Here is a 16,645-nt window from a genome sequence, read left to right as displayed (position 1 = left end):
GAATAACCCCTCTTTGTGTAAAGAGGGGTTAGGGAAGTTAAGTGCGGTAATTTTTTTGCGAATTTTTCACCGCACTTATTTTTTCTTCGCGTATTTAAGCGAGTCAATGGCTACGGCGAAGATGATAATGCTACCCTTGATGATGTATTGCCAGTATGGGTTTACGCCAATGTAGGTTAAACCATAGTTGATCACGGTGAAGATCAATACCCCAGTTACCACACCAAGCACCGTACCTACACCACCAGCGAAGGATACGCCGCCAACCACACAAGCAGCAATGGCATCAAGTTCATACATAAAACCAAGGTTATTAGTGGCACTACCAATACGCCCTGCTTCAAGCATACCGCCAAAGGCATAAAATACCCCTGCAATCATATAAATAGCCACAAGATTACGGGTTACGTTTACCCCTGAAACACGCGCCGCTTCTGGATTTCCACCAATAGCAAAGATGTTTTTACCAAAGCGTGTTTTATTCCATAACACCCACACAAACACAGCACAAATCGCCGCATAAATGGTGATGTAGGAAAGTTTAAAGCTACCTAAGCGAAAAAAGCCTTGGGCAAAGGTAGAGAATTGTTCGTTAAAACCTGCAATTGGTGATGATCCCACTGCATCATAATAAAGAGAGTTGATCCCGTACACGATGATCATCGTTCCCATTGTGGCAATAAATGGCGTTACATTAAGATAAGCGATGACGATCCCGTTTACTAAGCCAATAATTGCTCCCACCACACAGACGGTAAGAATCACCACAGGAATAGGAATTTCACTTAAATTTGGGAAGACGCGATTCATATTATCCATTGCTTGTAGCAATGTGGCTGAAATTACCGCAGCAAGCCCCACTTGGCGTCCTGCGGATAAGTCTGTCCCTTGCGTAATCAGCACGCCAGCCACACCAAGAGCGATGATTAAACGTACAGAAGATTGGGTAAGAATATTACTAAAATTTCTTAAACTCAAAAAGCTGGAATCTTGCATAATGATAATGCCAAGAAGTACCAACAGCACAAAGTAAATAGCGTTTTGCTTAAGGAAATCTAGCGATTTATTTTGTTTTAAAGCTGACATAATTCATTTCCTTCTAAATTAGAGATATTTCGCTGCAAGTTGCAGAATTTCTTCTTGCGAAGTTTTTGCGGTTTCAACAATTCCCGCCACTTTTCCGTTACTCATTACCAAAATTCGGTCGGTTACGCCTAACAGTTCTGGCATTTCAGAAGAAATCATAATAATGCCTTTGTCCTTTTTAGCGAGTTCCATAATTAGTTGGTAAATTTCAAATTTTGCCCCAATATCAATGCCGCGTGTTGGTTCATCAAGCATTAAAATTTCAGGCTGAGTAAGCAACCAACGGCCAATGACCACTTTTTGCTGGTTTCCGCCCGAAAGCGAGCCTATGGTAGTTTTGTGCGATGGCGTTTTCACATTCATTGCATCGATCACCCACTGGGTGTCGCTTTTCATTTTTTCGCCACTTAGCAAACCTAGCCGCCCTAAATAAGATTTCATATTTGAAATCAATGAGTTAAATTCAATATTTAGGTTAGCATAAATCCCTGTGGAACGGCGTTCTTCCGTGACCAACGCAAAACCGTTATTAATGGCTTCAAGTGCGGTGCGATTTTTCATTGTTTTTCCGTGCAATTTGATCTCGCCCGTTTTACGTTCACGCACGCCAAAAATGGTTTCCACAATGTCCGTGCGTTTTGCCCCAACAAGTCCTGCGATGCCAAGAATTTCCCCTTTACGAAGCTGGAAGCTGACATCTTGAATAGAAGGTTGGTTCAGTGCCGTTAGGTGTTCCACTTCTAAAATCACTTCTTGTGGCGTGTTGGTTTTTTCAGGGAAACGTTGTGTAAGTTCACGCCCTACCATCATTGCCACAATTTCGTCCATCGTGCTGCCTTTGACTGGCACGGTGTTGATCCATTTGCCATCGCGTAAAATGGTAATTTCATCGCAAATTTTGAAAATTTCGTCCATTTTGTGCGAAATATAAATAATTCCACAACCGCGTTCTTTGAGCTTTTCGATGATTCTAAATAAATGCTCCACTTCTTTTTCAGATAGCGATGAAGTGGGTTCGTCCATAATCACAATTTTTGCGTTATAAGAAAAAGCCTTTGCAATTTCAATCATTTGCATTTGTGAAACAGAGAGATTTGCCACTTTTTCTTTAGGATCAACATCAATATCCAATTCATCAAAAATGGCTTTGGTGTCACGATACATTTTGGCGTGATCGACAAACACACCTTTTAGTGGATAACGTCCAAGCCAAAGGTTATCCATCACATTACGCTGGCGCACAAGATTGAGTTCTTGGTGAACCATTGAAATACCATTTTCAAGTGCTTCTTTTGATGTTTTGAAATTAACTGGTTGATTTAAAAAGAGAATCTCACCTTCGTCTTTAGCATAAATGCCAAATAAGCATTTCAGCAAGGTGGATTTGCCCGCACCGTTTTCCCCCATTAATGCGTGTACTGAGTGAGAACGCACGGTGAGATTTGCCCGGTCTAAAGCTTTAACGCCCGGAAAGGTTTTGCTTACATTGGTCATTGTAAGCAAGACTTCTTGGGTATTTGGTGTGTGTTCTGTCATAGCCAACCCCATAGAAAAGGGGAAGAAAGCCTTCCCCTATATGCCAATAAAATTATTTTAAGAAATCATTTAAGTTATCTGCGTCAATGCCTACATAAGGAATACGCAATACTTTGTTTTCTAATTTCCAGTTTGTGCCTTCTGCAATTGGTTTACCTTTTGCTAGGTTATCGGCAAATTGCACGATAACTTTACCCTGTGTTACACCATCGTTTAACACTGTACCTGCCATTTCGCCTTTTTTAACTAGCTGTAACACTTCTGGCAAGGCATCTACACCAAAGATTGGTAATTTTTTACCGTGTGCTTTGGTGGCTTCCAACGCGCCCATTGCCATACCGTCATTGTTAGAAATAATCACTTCAATTTCGTTGGCTTTCGGGCTTGATAACCACGCATCCATTTTATCTTTGGCTAATGCCGCGTCCCACATTCCTGTGTCGATAAAGAGTTGTTCGGTTTCAATGCCGTTTTTATTTAGCTCTTCAATCACATATTTCGTACGCGCTTCCGCATCTGGGTGGCCTGGCTCACCTTTCAATAATACATATTGAATTTTGCCATCTTTATTTAAGTCATAGGCAGGGTTAGCTTTCCAGTGTTTCGCAATTAATTGGCCTTGAATCACGCCAGATTCTTTTGGCTCAGTCCCTACATAATAAGCTTGCTCATAACTGCCAATGGCTTTTGCACCAGGGTCTTTATTGAAGAAAATCACTGGCACATCTTCTAACTGTGCTTTTTTGATAATGGTTGGCGCAGCCGCTGGATCCACAAGGTTAATCGCAAGGGCTTTCACCCCTTTAGAAATCAACACATCAACTTGGTCATTTTGCACCGACTGGGCATTTTGCGAGTCGTTCATTAACAATTCAATGTCTTTAAATTGTTTGGCTTCTTTGTCAATTTCTTGACGCATTAATGACATAAAGTTGTCATCGTATTTATAAATAGTTACCCCCACACGATTCGCTGCTTGAGCAACAGTACCAGCAAGCCCCAAGGTTAAAGCAAGTGCGGTGATTTTTAATGAGATTTTTTTCATAGGGATAGCTCCTTAATTGTTTAGTGGAAAATTTACCTCTAGCACAATTAAGCATATAAGAAAATAAACTGTAAGACTGTGATCCCTCTCACACTTACTGTAAACGATTACAAAAAATGTTCAAAAATGTGACGGTGATCATAAATTAATCGCAGGGTTCTGTGGAAAATCGTCTGACTAGGGTGGGATTAAATTGGGTATGAATCGGTGTATTAACGCGAGTATCCACCAAACTTAATGCCAGATTTGCCGCATAAGTTGCCATTAAATCAATGGGATAGCGAATCGTGGTGAGCTTAGGGATCAGATAACGGGCAATGGGCATATCATCAAAGCCGATAATGGAAAATTGTTTCGGCACGTTGATATTGTTTTCATTCAGCACCGAAATTGCGCCTGCCGCCATTGTGTCGTTATAGGCCACCACGGCAGTTAGATCAGAATTGTAGCTCAACAAATGGATCATTGCCTGCTCGCCCCCCTCAAAATCCGGTGAGCTGTGCGCAATGCGATGTTCCGCCATTGGCAAATTGTGCTGCGCAAGGGCATTAAGATAGCCTTGAATACGCTCTTTTTCATCATTAATTTTATGATTTGAACCAATATAACCGATGTGCTTATGCCCAAGGCGGATTAAATTTTCCGTAGCAATAAACGTACCTTTGGTGTTATCTAGGCTTACGCAGCGATTTTCATAACCTTGCACCACGCGATTAATCACCACCATTCCCGCAATGCGGCTTAAATATTGGCTAAGTTCTTCATCGCTCAAGGCTTTGGTGTGAACCACCAAACAGCTACAACGCTTGCGTAGCAAGGTTTCAATGGCATTACGTTCCTTTTCCGCATTATGATAGCCAATGCCGATCAAAATGCTTTTGTTGTGCTGTTCCGCCACTTTATCCACTGCTTTCACTAAAATCGCAAAGAAAGGATCGGTAACGTCCGTGACCACCACGCCAATGGTGTCAGTGTTTTGCAAGGCAAGGGCTTGCGCATTAGCATTCGGGTGATAGCCCAATTCCTGCACAGCTTTTTGCACTGCAAGGCGTGCCTTTTCACTGGCGGAAGAATGATTATTCAACACGCGCGAAACCGTTGCCACTGAAACGCCCGCTTGTTTTGCTACATCACGAATAGTAATCATCTTCTCCCCTAAAAACTCTGCAAATTTACACCGCACTTATCATATAAAGAATTTTCTGTGATTGAAAACGCTTACTTTAAAAAATGAAAACTACATCACAAAAAAAATCACACTTTTTTCTCAATTTGTGATCTAGTTAATAGTTTATTTTTGGCAATCTGCTATTTTATAGCAGTTTATTTTTGTAACCGCTTTCATATTTTCACTTAAGGAGAACATTATGTCTGAACAATTTGTTGCGGCAGATCATCCACACCGCCGCTATAATCCGCTTATCGATCGCTGGGTATTGGTTTCTCCCCATCGCGCAAAACGTCCATGGCAAGGTCAGCAAGAAAAAAATGAAGAAGAACAAAAACCTTGCTACGATCCAAGCTGCTACCTTTGCCCAAGCAATAAACGCATTACCGGCGAACAAAACCCTGACTACCGCAAACCCTTTGTGTTTAAAAATGATTTTTCCGCCTTGTTAGAACAAACGCCAGCCCCCGCGCCGAGTGATGATCCCCTTTTCCAAACTGCCGCTGCTGAAGGGGAAAGCCGCGTGATTTGCTTTTCACCGGATCACAGCAAAACCTTACCATTACTCACGGTGGAAGAAATTGTTGATGTGATTGACGTATGGCAAGCTCAACTTAACGAGCTAGGGCAGCGTTATCCTTGGGTACAAATCTTTGAAAATAAAGGTGCGGCAATGGGCTGTTCAAACCCTCACCCACACGGACAAATCTGGGCAAACAGTTTTCTGCCGAATGAAGTGGCGCAAGAGGATTTAGCCCAACAACGTTACTTTGAAAAATACGGTTCAGTGCTATTGGTGGATTATGTGCAACGTGAATTAGCGCGGAAAGAACGCATTGTGGTGGAAACCAAACACTGGGTTGCCCTTGTACCTTATTGGGCTGTATGGCCTTTTGAAACCTTATTACTGCCAAAAGTTCATATTAAAAATTTCGCCCAACTCAACCCTGAACAACAGCAAGATTTGGCGCTTGCCTTGAAGTTGCTCACCACCAAATATGACAACCTGTTTGAAACTTCTTTCCCATATTCAATGGGTTTCCATTTTGCCCCATTTAATGGCAAAGAAAATGATCATTGGCAACTGCACGCGCATTTTTATCCCCCATTATTACGCTCCGCCACGGTGCGAAAATTTATGGTGGGCTATGAAATGCTAGGCGAAAGCCAGCGCGATCTCACCGCAGAACAAGCGGCAGAACGATTACGTGCCTTAAGCGATATTCATTACAAACTACGCTAGGATCTGTTAATAACTCAAATGCACAATGAATTATCGACAACCACTAAATCGAAGGAGACAACTGATGAACCCACAACAACGAGCAGAACAATTATTTTCCGAAAAATTCCACCGCACTTTTGATCTGCGTGTTTATGCTCCTGGGCGTGTCAATATTATCGGCGAGCATACGGATTACAATGACGGCTTTGTAATGCCTTGCGCGATTAATTACGGCACAGCAGTATGTGGCGCAAAGCGAGATGATAGCCTTTTCCGTGTTTATGCCGCCGATCTTGATGAGTTTGACGAATTTGATCTTGCCAAACCCATTGAGCCTAATCCCGCCCACAAATGGACAGGCTATGTGCGTGGCGTGGTGAAATTTATTCAAGCGCAATGTCCCGACTTCAAACAAGGGGCTGATTTAGTGATTAGTGGTAACGTCCCACTTTCTGCGGGCTTAAGTTCTTCAGCTTCTCTTGAAGTGGCGGTGGGAAAATTCTGCCAGCAGCTCGCACAACTTCCACTCAGCGATACCCAGCTGGCGTTAATCGGGCAGCAAGCAGAAAACAAATTTGTGGGCGCGAATTGCGGCAATATGGATCAGCTGATCTCTGCCCTTGGACAAAAAGATCATTTATTAATGATCGATTGCCGCAGCCTTGAAACTCAGCCAACCCCTGTTCCCAATGATGTGGCAGTGATGATTGTCAATTCGCACGTTAAACACGATTTAGTGGCAGGTGAATACAACACACGCCGCGCGCAATGTGAACAAGCGGCAGAATTTTTTGGCGTGAAAGCCTTGCGTGATGTGTCCGTAGCACAATTCGAAAAAATGGAAGAAAAACTCACCGCACTTGATCCTATCGTGGCGAAACGCGCTAGACACGTTGTTAGCGAAAACGCTCGCGTGCTTGCTGCAGTAGAAGCCTTAAAACAAGGCGATCTCACAAAACTTGGACAATTAATGGCACAATCCCACGATTCAATGCGCGATGATTTCGAGATCACCGTGCCACAAATTGATTACTTAGTTGAACTGGCTCAACTTGCCGTGGGTAACACAGGCGGTGCAAGAATGACAGGCGGTGGCTTTGGTGGTTGTATCGTGGTGGTAGCGCCGTTGGATAAGGTGGACGCCGTGCGTAAGATCATCGCAGAAAACTATGAAAAACAAACAGGATTAAAAGAAGATTTCTATGTTTGCACCGCCTCACAAGGGGTCGCCGTATGTTAAGACAATCTCACACAGGGCTTGCGCCAGACGGCAAGCCCTTCAACCTATTTACCCTAACCAATCAACAAGGAATGCGCATTCAATTAATGGATTGGGGCGCAACTTGGCTTTCTTGCCAAGTACCTGTGAATGGTGGCTTACAAGAAGTGCTATTGGGCGCGCAAGTGCCTGATTATCTAAAACAACAAGCCTATTTAGGTGCAACCGTGGGGCGTTATGCCAACCGTATTGCCAACAGCCGTTTTCGTTTAAATGGCAGAACGGTTTACCTTAACGCCAATCAAGGCAAACACCAACTTCACGGCGGCGAAGGCTTTGATAAACGCCGTTGGCAAGTGGAAAAGTGCGGTGATAATTTTGTCCAATTTTCCCTATTCTCGCCAAATGGCGATCAAGGTTTTGTCGGCAATGTGCAAGTAAAAACCACTTATCGCTTAACGGAGCAAAATAGCGTTCGCATTGAATTTGAAGCCCTAACCGATGAAGACACACCGCTTAATCTCACCAATCACGCCTATTTTAATTTAGATAATGCAAGCCAAGGCACGGACGTTCGCGGGCATTTTCTGCAACTGAATGCGGACTATTTTTTACCAGTGAACGAACAAGGCATTCCGAATGCGCCACTCAAAGCGGTGCAAGGCTCAAGTTTTGATTTCCGCCAAGAAAAAACGCTCGCACAAGATTTCTTACAACAAGAACAGCTGTTCACCAAAGGCTATGATCACGCCTTTTTACTCAATGGCACACAACCTTGCGCGGTACTGACTTCCAGCAACCGCCAGCTTTCCCTTGCCCTTTCCACCTCGCAACCCGCATTGCAAATTTACACAGGGAATTATCTGGCTGGCACGCCAAATCGCCTAGGCTATGCTTACCAAGATTATCAAGGCATCGCCCTTGAACCTGAATGCCTGCCTGATACCCCAAATCACCCAGAATGGCAAAAATACGGCGGCATTGGTAAGAAAAATCGGCCTTATAAGCAATGGATTGAGTATCAGTTTGGGGTAAACAATTAAATGTCTTAGAGTATTTTTAGAACTGTAGCGGCAGACTTATAAGCCTGCCGTTCTGTTAAAAATCGCACATATTATGATAACGATGTGCCCATTCGTTTCTGTTAGGGCTTATCTACAACACCACCATATCATCACGATGCACCGCGACAGCGCCGTATTCATAGCCCAAAATTTGCGGAATATCTTGCGATTTTTTGCCTTTGATTAAATTCAACGCATCGCTGTTGTAGCGTGGAATGCCAAGGGCGATAACTTTACCGTTAGGTTGTTGAATTTTCACCACTTCGCCGCGCGAGAAGCGCCCTTCGATTTGCGCAATGCCTGCTGGAAGCAAGGATTTATGTTGAATTAGCACCGCACTTGTTGCCCCTTCATCAATGATGATCGTGCCTGCAGATGGTGCTGCGAAAAGCCATTGCTTACGGCTTTCAAGGCGGTCTGTTTGTACGGTAAATTTTGTGCCGATATTTTCTCCATAAGCCAGATCCACAATCACATTTGCGCGATTGCCGGGGGCGATAATGGTTTCTACGCCCGAACGGGTGGCAACGTCCGCGGCGATCACTTTGGTGGACATTCCGCCTGTGCCAAGGGTTGTGCCACTTCCACCGGCAATTTGGCGAATGTTATCAGTGATTTTTTCCACCACGGAAAGCAATTTGGCTTGCGGATTTTTTCTTGGATCGCTATCGAATAAGCCTTGTTGGTCAGTGAGCAAATAAAGTTGCTCCGCTTGTGCCAAAATGGCCACCAGCGCCGATAAATTATCGTTATCGCCCACTTTAATTTCGGCGGTAGCAACGGCATCATTCTCATTAATTACAGGAATAATACCGTTATCTAACAAGGCGTTAAGGGTATCCCGCGCATTAAGAAAACGCTCGCGATCTTCAATATCAGCACGGCTGAGCAAAATTTGCCCGATGTGAATATCATAAATAGAAAACAGCTGTTCCCAAGTTTGAATTAGCTGGCTTTGCCCCACGGCGGCTAATAATTGCTTTGATGCAATAGTAGGCGGAAGTTGTGGATGATTGAGATAATCGCGCCCTGCCGCCATTGCGCCAGAAGTAACAATAATAATGCGAAAGCCTGCTTGGTGCAGTTGGGTGATTTGGCGCACAATTTCCATCATATGTGGACGATGAAGCTTGGTTGTGCCTTGTGTTAAAGTGCTTGTGCCAAACTTCACCACGATGGTTTTCTTTTGTTCCATACGAAATTTTCCTGTTAATGTTGAATGCCCGAAACCCTACCATTAAATGAGAAAAATTTCATTAAATTTTCACCGCACTTTCTATGATTTAAAACAATCTTTATTACCTAAAAAGCGTTATAATATCGACATTTTTTAATCAACTCATCTTAGCCAAAATGTCAGAGCAAAGTCGTATTGAGCGCCAACGTGAAGTAACAAGGTTATGTATAAAAGTCGCATTAATGCTACTTCAACACGGGGCAGAAAGTGCTGTGGTGGTACAAATGTCGCATAGATTAGGGCGCGCTTTGGGAATGGATAGTGTGGAATGTGCATTAACGCCCAACGCTGTGATTATCACCACGCTATATCATAATCATTGCATTACCACCGCACGCAAAAATGTGGATCAGGGCATAAATATGCATATTGTTACAGAAGTGCAGCGGGTGGTGATTACTGCCGAGCGCCGTATTTATGATATTCATCAAGTGCGTAAACGCCTTGAGAAAATTAAGCCGTTTAAATATAACCGTTATCTCGTGGTGCTTATGATTGGCTTGTCTTGCGCCTGTTTTGCCCATTTATCTGGCGGCGATATTCGGATTTCACTCATCACCTTTGTCGCTGCAGCTGTTGCGATGTTTATTCGTCAAGCCCTTGCTCATCGACATTACAATCCGATTATTGTGTTTTCCATTACCGCCTTTATCGCATCAATTATTTCAGGAATGGCGCTGAAATATCAGTTAGGCAATGATCCGCAAATCGCCCTTGCTTCTAGTGTGCTTTTGCTCGTGCCGGGCTTTCCATTGATTAATTCGCTGGCGGATATTCTCAAAGGGCACGTTGGTATGGGCTTAGGGCGTTGGACGATTGCCACCATTCTCACCTTTGGCGCGTGTTTGGGCATTGTTTTTGCCCTTGCGCTGTTGAATATTCCCTATTGGGGAGAATTAAAATGACCTTATTGCTGAATTTATTCGATGATATGCTATTCGCCGCCATTCCTGCGGTGGGCTTTGCTTTAGTTTTTAATGTTCCGCCTAAGGCCTTGAAATATTGTGCCATTTTAGGTGCATTAGGACACGGATTGCGAACCTTGTTAGTGCATTTTGATGTACCGTTAGTGTTTGCTACCTTTGCTGGCGCAAGTTTAATCGGTTTTATTGGCGTGCATTTATCCCATCGTTATCTTGCCCACCCAAAAGTGTTTACCGTCGCAGCGATTATTCCGATGATCCCGGGTGTTTATGCTTATAAAGCGATGATCGCCATTGTGCAAATTCATCATTATGGCTTTTCCGATGTATTATTTGCCCAAATGATTGATTATTTTATTAAAACAGGCTTTATTTTAGGCGCATTGGTTTTTGGCTTGGCGCTACCTGGCTTATTGTTCTATCGACAAAAACCTGTAATATAATAAGCAAGTAAGGTAAATAGAAAGGAAAGCAAATGACGCTCAGTTTAATTGTGGCAATGACGAAAAATAATGTGATCGGGAAAGATAACCAAATGCCGTGGCACTTGCCTGCGGATCTTGCGTGGTTTCGCCAAAATACGCAAGGCAAGCCCGTGATTATGGGGCGAAAAACCTTTGAGAGCATTGGTCGTCCGTTGCCAAAACGTACCAATATTGTGCTTTCCCGTTCCCCTTTTCAGCACGAAGGCGTGATTTGGAAAAGTGATTTTGAAAGTGCGGTGGATTTTGTCAAAGATTTTCCCGAAATAATGCTTATCGGCGGCGGTGAGTTATTTAAACAATATCTTCCCATTGCAGATAAACTCTATCTTACTGAAATTCAAGCAGAAATTGACGGCGATACGTTTTTTCCAAAAATTGATTGGACAGAATGGCAAATTGAATTTGAACAATATCGCTCTGCTGATGAAAATAATCCTTATGATTGCCGATTTTTAATTTTGCAACGAATTAATAGAACGCATCCATAACAAAAAAGGAAGGTCGATTTGGCTTACCTTCCTTAATTGATTAGCTTTATACAAATGCGGTGCTTTTTTAGCTATTTTTATGCTTTTTTCTGACATTTTGGGCAGAAAAAGCTATTACGTTGCCCGATGACTAAACTTTCAATTTTTGTCCCGCACGTTGGACAAGGCTTATCTTTATTGCCGTAAACACGTAGTTCTTGAGCGAAATAACCGGGGCGACCGTCAGGTTGCAAGAAGTCTTTCAACGTTGTACCACCTTGCGCAATGGCGGTGGCAAGCACTTGTTTAATGGTTTGAACCAGCAATTCACATTGGGCTTTGGTTAAGTTTTTAGCCAATTTCAACGGATGTAAACCGCATAAAAAGAGTGTTTCATTGGCATAAATATTGCCCACGCCCACTACCACGGCATTATCCATTAAAAAGGTTTTAAGTGCGGTCTGTTTTTTACGAGATTTTTTGAACAAATATTCCCCAGTAAATTCTGCTGAAAGGGGTTCTGGGCCAAGTTTGGCAAAAAGATGAAAATCCGCTAAATTATCCGTCCAAAGCCACGCGCCAAAACGGCGAGGATCGTTATAACGCAGCACCTTGCCATTATTCATCACAATATCTAAATGATCGTGTTTATCGATGGGGCTGTCTTGTGGCACAACACGCAATGAGCCTGACATTCCCAAATGCCCTATGATCGCCCCCTTTTCCGTATGAATGATCAGATATTTGGCACGGCGGGAAAGATGGCTCACTTTAACCTGCTTAAACTCACTTAATTGCGGGCTGACTTCCCAGCGTAATTTAGGATTGCGTACCACGATTTTTTCAATGGTAAATCCTGTTAAATAAGGGGAAATCCCATTTTTAGTGGTTTCAACTTCGGGTAATTCAGGCATTTTTTCTCCGTGCGAATGATGTGTAGTTCTAATAAAAATTTCTCTGCGTTACACTATAAATAGGGGCAATCAATAAAAATCCAAGAAAAGCGCCTATAAAAGAACGTAAAAAAACCCGAACAAGTCGGGTTTTTCTAATTCATCAAAGCCAAATTATTTGATTTTAGCTTCTTTGTAAATAACGTGTTTACGCACAACAGGATCAAATTTTTTGATCTCCATTTTTTCTGGCATATTACGTTTATTTTTTGTTGTTGTGTAGAAATGACCGGTTTCAGCTGTTGAAACTAAACGGATTTTTTCACGAGCACCTTTAGCTGCCATTTTTTAGCTCCTTAGATTTTCTCGCCACGAGCACGGATTTCAGCTAACACCGCATCAATGCCCTTTTTATCAATAATACGCATACCTTTCGCTGTTAAGCGTAAAGTTACGAAACGTTTTTCAGACTCAACCCAGAAACGGTGAGTGTGTAAGTTAGGAAGAAAACGACGACGTGTCGCGTTCATTGCGTGTGAGCGGTTGTTACCAACAGCTGGACGCTTGCCTGTTACTTGACAGACTCTAGACATATTAATCTCCAATAAATCAAATATAAGCTCGAGCTTAGGGTTCGGATTACTGCAAACTAGGTTTGCAAGCCACCTCGTCAGGTCGCTGTAACCGACCCGCATACTATATTAAAGGTGGCAAATTATACTCACTTTATTTGCTATACTCAAGCCTAAATCACTTAATTAACGCAATAAATGACAAAAAAATCAGCAATTCCACCGCATCATTCTTGCAGAATGGCTATTATAACCACCCTTTTTCACTAAAAGAAACATAACAGCCTTTGCCGATCACAAAATGATCCAGCACGCGAATTTCTACTAATTCTGCCACTTTTTGGATCTTTTCCGTGATGATCCGATCGGAATTGCTCGGCTCTGCAATGCCTGATGGGTGATTATGAGCCAAAATAATCGCCGCCGCATTACAAAAAAGTGCGCTTTTAACAATTTCTCTGGGATACACTGCGGCTGTGTTGATCGTACCTAAAAACATTTCTTCTTTTTTAATCAGGCGATGCTGATTATCTAAAAAAAGTACCAAAAAAACTTCCCGTTCTTTATGCTCTAGCTCCGTTTGCAAATACATTCTCACCAACTCAGGGCGAGTAAATGCCTGTGTCATTTCCAATTCTTGCAGTAAATAACGCTTTGTCATTTCCGTACTAGCTTGCAGTTGAATAAATTGCGTAATGCCTAAGCCTTTAACGTTACAAAAGGCTTTTTGATCCGCACTGATTAATTGCCGCAACGATCCAAAATGTTCAAGAACCACACGAGATAATTCCATTACCGAACAATTCTTGATTCCCGTGCGTAAAAAAATAGCTAATAATTCGCTATCATCAAGGGCTTCAGCACCAAATTTTAGCAGTTTTTCCCGTGGCATTAAGATGGTCATTTGTGGCGATCATTTCATTTTTAATATCAAATTGCGGATCTTTTTAACATAGACAGCTGTGTTCTGACAGGCTTCTCCACGACTTTTGCGATCCAGATCGAAAAATTGAATTTTTTATTGGGGAAAATTACAGTAAAATTAACCGCACTTTTAATTTGGATTGATTGGAAATAATGCAAGATCTTCAAGGAAAACGTATTGTTGTTGGTATAACAGGCGGGATCGCTGCTTATAAAAGCATTGAGCTAATCCGTTTGCTGCGCAAAAACCAAGCGGAAGTGCGCGTGGTTCTCACCCCTGCTGCGGCAGAATTTGTTACGCCACTCACGTTGCAAGCTATTTCAGGCAATGCGGTGGCGCAGTCATTGCTTGATCCTCAAGCGGAACTGGCAATGGGGCATATTGAACTAGCAAAATGGGCAGATCTCATTGTGATCGCCCCTGCCAGCGCAGATTTTATGGCACGCTTAAATACAGGAATGGCCAATGATCTGCTCACGACTATTTGCCTTGCTACCGCTGCGCCGATTTTGCTTGCGCCAGCGATGAATCAGCAAATGTTCCGCCAACCCATTACCCAACAAAACTTGGCCAGTTTAAAAGCCCGTGGCATTGCAACCATTGGGCCTAACAGTGGTGAACAGGCCTGTGGAGATATGGGCTTTGGGCGAATGTCAGAACCTGCGGAAATTTACACCGCACTTTGTGAAATCTTGTTACCACCACAAGATCTTAGCCACTTAACTATTGCAATCACCGCTGGCCCAACTCGCGAAGCCATTGATCCCGTGCGTTATATTAGCAATCATAGTTCGGGCAAAATGGGCTTTGCTATCGCTGAAGCCTTTGCCAAACGTGGGGCGAAAGTCAAATTAATTGCAGGGCCAGTGGATTTGCCTACGCCTGCTCAAGTGGAACGAATTGATGTGATTTCCGCGCAAGAAATGGCAGACTCCTCTCTTTCCATTGCACCACAAGTGGATATTTTTATTGGTTGCGCTGCAGTGGCGGATTACCGTGTTGCGCAAATTGCTAAGCAAAAAATGAAGAAAACCGCTGATAGCGATACGCTCACCTTAGAATTGGTAAAAAACCCTGATATTATTGCGGCGGTGGCGGCGCTGAACGAAAATCGCCCATTTGTGGTGGGGTTTGCGGCAGAAACGCAAAATGTTGCACAATATGCACAAGACAAATTAGTGCGTAAAAATTTAGATTTGATCTGCGCCAATGATGTGTCTAACGGGCAAGGCTTTAATGGCGATGACAACCAGCTCCAGCTGTTCTGGCGTAATGGCAGCGTGCAATTACCGCGTAGTAGCAAAAAAGATCTGGCGGTGCAACTTGCCCAACAGATTGTAGAACGCTTTCAAGCTCAAGTTTGAACGAAGGAATAAACGAAAAATGAAAAAGATTGACGTAAAAATTTTAGATAGCCGAATTGGCACGGAATTTCCCTTGCCGGCTTATGCCACAAGCGGTTCGGCAGGTTTAGATCTGCGCGCGTTGGTGGAAGAAAGTTTTGAAATTCAACCGGGGGAAACCAAATTAATCCCAACTGGGCTTTCTATTTATATCGCCGATCCTAACCTTGCGGCAGTGATTTTGCCTCGTTCAGGGCTTGGGCATAAAAATGGGATTGTATTGGGCAATTTGGTGGGCTTGATTGATTCCGACTACCAAGGGCCGTTAATGGTATCAATGTGGAACCGTGGCTCGCAGCCTTTTAAAGTGGAAGTAGGCGATCGCATTGCACAGCTAGTTTTCGTACCAGTGGTGCAAGCAGAATTTAATATTGTGAGTGATTTTGAACAAACAGAACGTGGTGAAGGCGGATTTGGCCATTCAGGCAAACAATAGAGGAACTATGGTCGAAGAACAACTGGAAATTGCAGGCATTGAGCCTGCGCCTGAGCAAACTAAGCCAAATAACCCAACTAAGCTCAGCGAAAAAAATACAGAAAAAGCACCGAAAAGCGACAAACGCAGCGTAAAAGAACGCCGTCAGCAAGTGCTAACTGTGCTCACTCATATGCTTCATTCTGAACGTGGAATGGAACGAATGACCACCGCACGCTTAGCTGAAGAAATCGGTGTGTCCGAAGCGGCGTTATATCGTTATTTCCCAAGCAAAACCAAAATGTTTGAGGCTCTCATTGATAATTTAGAAAGCAATTTATTCAGTCGCATTAACCATTCGATCAAAAACGAAACTAACACAATGAACCGCGTGCGCGATATTTTGCAAATGATCTTAGATTTTGCACGCAAAAATCCGGGGCTAACTCGTGTGCTAACAGGCCACGCCTTAATGTTTGAAGATCCCAAATTACAAGCGCGCGTGGCGCAATTTTTCGATCGCCTCGAATTTCAATTTGTGAATATTTTACAAATGCGCAAACTGCGTGAAGGGCGCGCCTTTAACCTTGATGAACGCATTATCGCCAGTTATTTAGTCAATCTCTGCGAAGGGCAGTTTATGCGTTATGTGCGGTCGAATTTTCGCCATAATTCAAACCAAAACTTTGAACAACAGTGGAAACTTATTGCAGTACACTTTGCATAATAGTAATTTTTAGGTAAGATGATGATTATTCCTTGGCAAGATTTAGAAGAAGAAACGCTCATTAATATTGCAGAAAGTTTCATTCTGCGTGAAGGGACGGATTACGGTGAACAGGAGCTTTCTCTGCAACAGAAAACTCAAAACTTGCTGACCAACATACGTCAAGGAAAGGCTGTAATTGTTTGGTCGGAATTACACGAGTCCATTGATATTAAAGATAAAATGGAATTTCTTAATCATAGATGATAAATGTAG

At 43.0% G+C, this 16,645-nt stretch carries 19 protein-coding genes; 10 read left to right on the top strand and 9 right to left on the bottom strand.

The features are described 5' to 3' along the window. Positions 1–75: 75 nt before the first annotated feature. The 4 genes from mglC to ACLS0A_RS08500 all read right to left on the bottom strand — a co-directional run bounded on the left by mglC (position 76) and on the right by ACLS0A_RS08500 (position 4,814). On the bottom strand, positions 76–1,086 hold the full coding sequence (mglC, locus tag ACLS0A_RS08515; protein WP_103853904.1) for a galactose/methyl galactoside ABC transporter permease MglC: 1,011 nt from the start codon (positions 1,084–1,086) through the stop codon (positions 76–78). Positions 1,087–1,104: 18 nt separating this feature from the next. Then, entirely contained in the window at positions 1,105–2,622 is a 1,518-nt protein-coding gene (gene mglA, locus ACLS0A_RS08510) for a galactose/methyl galactoside ABC transporter ATP-binding protein MglA (RefSeq protein ID WP_416083085.1), read from the bottom strand. Positions 2,623–2,674: 52 nt separating this feature from the next. Then, positions 2,675–3,667: a galactose/glucose ABC transporter substrate-binding protein MglB gene (gene mglB / locus ACLS0A_RS08505; protein WP_115248999.1), complete on the bottom strand. Its 993-nt coding sequence runs from the start codon at positions 3,665–3,667 to the stop codon at positions 2,675–2,677. A gap of 145 nt (positions 3,668–3,812) precedes the next feature. Next, positions 3,813–4,814 carry a substrate-binding domain-containing protein gene (locus tag ACLS0A_RS08500; RefSeq protein ID WP_416083084.1) on the bottom strand — a complete coding sequence of 334 codons (1,002 nt, stop codon included), beginning with the start codon at positions 4,812–4,814 and terminating at the stop codon, positions 3,813–3,815. 220 nt (positions 4,815–5,034) lie between these two features. Between ACLS0A_RS08500 and galT the strand changes: the two genes are divergently transcribed. From galT to galM, 3 genes are all read left to right on the top strand, one after another. Continuing rightward, the gene (gene galT, locus ACLS0A_RS08495) at positions 5,035–6,078 is read left to right on the top strand and encodes a galactose-1-phosphate uridylyltransferase (RefSeq protein ID WP_416083083.1); all 1,044 of its coding nucleotides are present in this window, start codon (positions 5,035–5,037) and stop codon (positions 6,076–6,078) included. Between the two features lie 64 nt (positions 6,079–6,142). Further along, positions 6,143–7,300: a galactokinase gene (galK, locus tag ACLS0A_RS08490; RefSeq protein WP_416083082.1), complete on the top strand. Its 1,158-nt coding sequence runs from the start codon at positions 6,143–6,145 to the stop codon at positions 7,298–7,300. After that, entirely contained in the window at positions 7,294–8,322 is a 1,029-nt protein-coding gene (galM, locus tag ACLS0A_RS08485; RefSeq protein ID WP_416083081.1) for a galactose-1-epimerase, read from the top strand. Before galK ends, galM begins: the two co-directional genes overlap by 7 nt. A 112-nt stretch (positions 8,323–8,434) precedes the next feature. Here galM and proB read toward each other — a convergent pair whose 3' ends face one another. Continuing rightward, a complete protein-coding gene (proB, locus tag ACLS0A_RS08480) occupies positions 8,435–9,538 on the bottom strand; it encodes a glutamate 5-kinase (RefSeq protein ID WP_416083080.1) in 1,104 nt (367 codons plus the stop codon). Between the two features lie 158 nt (positions 9,539–9,696). On the opposite strand from proB, the gene ACLS0A_RS08475 reads away from it, so the two are divergent. Genes ACLS0A_RS08475 through folA form a run of 3 tightly spaced genes read left to right on the top strand, consistent with a single transcriptional unit; the run spans position 9,697 to position 11,476 of the window. After that, positions 9,697–10,485, top strand: coding sequence for a threonine/serine ThrE exporter family protein (locus ACLS0A_RS08475; RefSeq protein ID WP_416083079.1), 789 nt, complete (start codon positions 9,697–9,699; stop codon positions 10,483–10,485). Beyond that, the gene (locus tag ACLS0A_RS08470; RefSeq protein ID WP_103853895.1) at positions 10,482–10,946 is read left to right on the top strand and encodes a threonine/serine exporter family protein; all 465 of its coding nucleotides are present in this window, start codon (positions 10,482–10,484) and stop codon (positions 10,944–10,946) included. Before ACLS0A_RS08475 ends, ACLS0A_RS08470 begins: the two co-directional genes overlap by 4 nt. A gap of 32 nt (positions 10,947–10,978) precedes the next feature. Beyond that, entirely contained in the window at positions 10,979–11,476 is a 498-nt protein-coding gene (folA, locus tag ACLS0A_RS08465; protein ID WP_416083078.1) for a type 3 dihydrofolate reductase, read from the top strand. A gap of 77 nt (positions 11,477–11,553) precedes the next feature. Here the strand turns inward: folA and mutM are convergent, their stop codons facing one another. From mutM to radC, 4 genes are all read right to left on the bottom strand, one after another. Continuing rightward, positions 11,554–12,369 (bottom strand): bifunctional DNA-formamidopyrimidine glycosylase/DNA-(apurinic or apyrimidinic site) lyase, encoded by an 816-nt coding sequence (gene mutM / locus ACLS0A_RS08460; protein ID WP_416081405.1) that lies wholly within the window; start codon positions 12,367–12,369, stop codon positions 11,554–11,556. 153 nt (positions 12,370–12,522) lie between these two features. Further along, entirely contained in the window at positions 12,523–12,693 is a 171-nt protein-coding gene (gene rpmG / locus ACLS0A_RS08455) for a 50S ribosomal protein L33 (RefSeq protein ID WP_005542835.1), read from the bottom strand. A gap of 11 nt (positions 12,694–12,704) precedes the next feature. Then, positions 12,705–12,941: a 50S ribosomal protein L28 gene (rpmB, locus tag ACLS0A_RS08450; protein ID WP_011608297.1), complete on the bottom strand. Its 237-nt coding sequence runs from the start codon at positions 12,939–12,941 to the stop codon at positions 12,705–12,707. 226 nt (positions 12,942–13,167) lie between these two features. Then, positions 13,168–13,824, bottom strand: a complete 657-nt coding sequence (gene radC, locus ACLS0A_RS08445; protein ID WP_416083077.1) for a RadC family protein — start codon at positions 13,822–13,824, stop codon at positions 13,168–13,170. Positions 13,825–13,997: 173 nt separating this feature from the next. On the opposite strand from radC, the gene coaBC reads away from it, so the two are divergent. From coaBC to ACLS0A_RS08425, 4 genes are read left to right on the top strand one after another with little or no spacing between them, the layout of a single operon-like run. Beyond that, a complete protein-coding gene (coaBC, locus tag ACLS0A_RS08440) occupies positions 13,998–15,209 on the top strand; it encodes a bifunctional phosphopantothenoylcysteine decarboxylase/phosphopantothenate--cysteine ligase CoaBC (RefSeq protein WP_416083076.1) in 1,212 nt (403 codons plus the stop codon). A 19-nt stretch (positions 15,210–15,228) separates the two neighbouring features. Beyond that, entirely contained in the window at positions 15,229–15,684 is a 456-nt protein-coding gene (dut, locus tag ACLS0A_RS08435) for a dUTP diphosphatase (protein WP_126371489.1), read from the top strand. Positions 15,685–15,691: 7 nt separating this feature from the next. Beyond that, positions 15,692–16,390 carry a nucleoid occlusion factor SlmA gene (gene slmA, locus ACLS0A_RS08430; RefSeq protein ID WP_416083075.1) on the top strand — a complete coding sequence of 233 codons (699 nt, stop codon included), beginning with the start codon at positions 15,692–15,694 and terminating at the stop codon, positions 16,388–16,390. Positions 16,391–16,411: 21 nt separating this feature from the next. Then, positions 16,412–16,636, top strand: coding sequence for a YheU family protein (locus ACLS0A_RS08425; protein WP_103853888.1), 225 nt, complete (start codon positions 16,412–16,414; stop codon positions 16,634–16,636). The last annotated feature ends 9 nt before the right edge of the window (positions 16,637–16,645 follow it).

The organism is Avibacterium volantium (assembly GCF_049366555.1).
Lineage (GTDB): Bacteria > Pseudomonadota > Gammaproteobacteria > Enterobacterales > Pasteurellaceae > Avibacterium > Avibacterium volantium_A.
This window is presented reverse-complemented; position numbering and strand designations above follow the sequence as displayed.

What these genes read in the sequence shown, in the direction of transcription:
- mglC (WP_103853904.1), bottom strand. Translation starts at nt 1,086, where the DNA reads ATGTCAGCTTTAAAACAAAATAAATCGCTAGATTTCCTTAAGCAAAAC.
- mglA (WP_416083085.1), bottom strand. Translation starts at nt 2,622, where the DNA reads ATGACAGAACACACACCAAATACCCAAGAAGTCTTGCTTACAATGACC.
- mglB (WP_115248999.1), bottom strand. Translation starts at nt 3,667, where the DNA reads ATGAAAAAAATCTCATTAAAAATCACCGCACTTGCTTTAACCTTGGGG.
- ACLS0A_RS08500 (WP_416083084.1), bottom strand. Translation starts at nt 4,814, where the DNA reads ATGATTACTATTCGTGATGTAGCAAAACAAGCGGGCGTTTCAGTGGCA.
- galT (WP_416083083.1), top strand. Translation starts at nt 5,035, where the DNA reads ATGTCTGAACAATTTGTTGCGGCAGATCATCCACACCGCCGCTATAAT.
- galK (WP_416083082.1), top strand. Translation starts at nt 6,143, where the DNA reads ATGAACCCACAACAACGAGCAGAACAATTATTTTCCGAAAAATTCCAC.
- galM (WP_416083081.1), top strand. Translation starts at nt 7,294, where the DNA reads ATGTTAAGACAATCTCACACAGGGCTTGCGCCAGACGGCAAGCCCTTC.
- proB (WP_416083080.1), bottom strand. Translation starts at nt 9,538, where the DNA reads ATGGAACAAAAGAAAACCATCGTGGTGAAGTTTGGCACAAGCACTTTA.
- ACLS0A_RS08475 (WP_416083079.1), top strand. Translation starts at nt 9,697, where the DNA reads ATGTCAGAGCAAAGTCGTATTGAGCGCCAACGTGAAGTAACAAGGTTA.
- ACLS0A_RS08470 (WP_103853895.1), top strand. Translation starts at nt 10,482, where the DNA reads ATGACCTTATTGCTGAATTTATTCGATGATATGCTATTCGCCGCCATT.
- folA (WP_416083078.1), top strand. Translation starts at nt 10,979, where the DNA reads ATGACGCTCAGTTTAATTGTGGCAATGACGAAAAATAATGTGATCGGG.
- mutM (WP_416081405.1), bottom strand. Translation starts at nt 12,369, where the DNA reads ATGCCTGAATTACCCGAAGTTGAAACCACTAAAAATGGGATTTCCCCT.
- rpmG (WP_005542835.1), bottom strand. Translation starts at nt 12,693, where the DNA reads ATGGCAGCTAAAGGTGCTCGTGAAAAAATCCGTTTAGTTTCAACAGCT.
- rpmB (WP_011608297.1), bottom strand. Translation starts at nt 12,941, where the DNA reads ATGTCTAGAGTCTGTCAAGTAACAGGCAAGCGTCCAGCTGTTGGTAAC.
- radC (WP_416083077.1), bottom strand. Translation starts at nt 13,824, where the DNA reads ATGACCATCTTAATGCCACGGGAAAAACTGCTAAAATTTGGTGCTGAA.
- coaBC (WP_416083076.1), top strand. Translation starts at nt 13,998, where the DNA reads ATGCAAGATCTTCAAGGAAAACGTATTGTTGTTGGTATAACAGGCGGG.
- dut (WP_126371489.1), top strand. Translation starts at nt 15,229, where the DNA reads ATGAAAAAGATTGACGTAAAAATTTTAGATAGCCGAATTGGCACGGAA.
- slmA (WP_416083075.1), top strand. Translation starts at nt 15,692, where the DNA reads ATGGTCGAAGAACAACTGGAAATTGCAGGCATTGAGCCTGCGCCTGAG.
- ACLS0A_RS08425 (WP_103853888.1), top strand. Translation starts at nt 16,412, where the DNA reads ATGATTATTCCTTGGCAAGATTTAGAAGAAGAAACGCTCATTAATATT.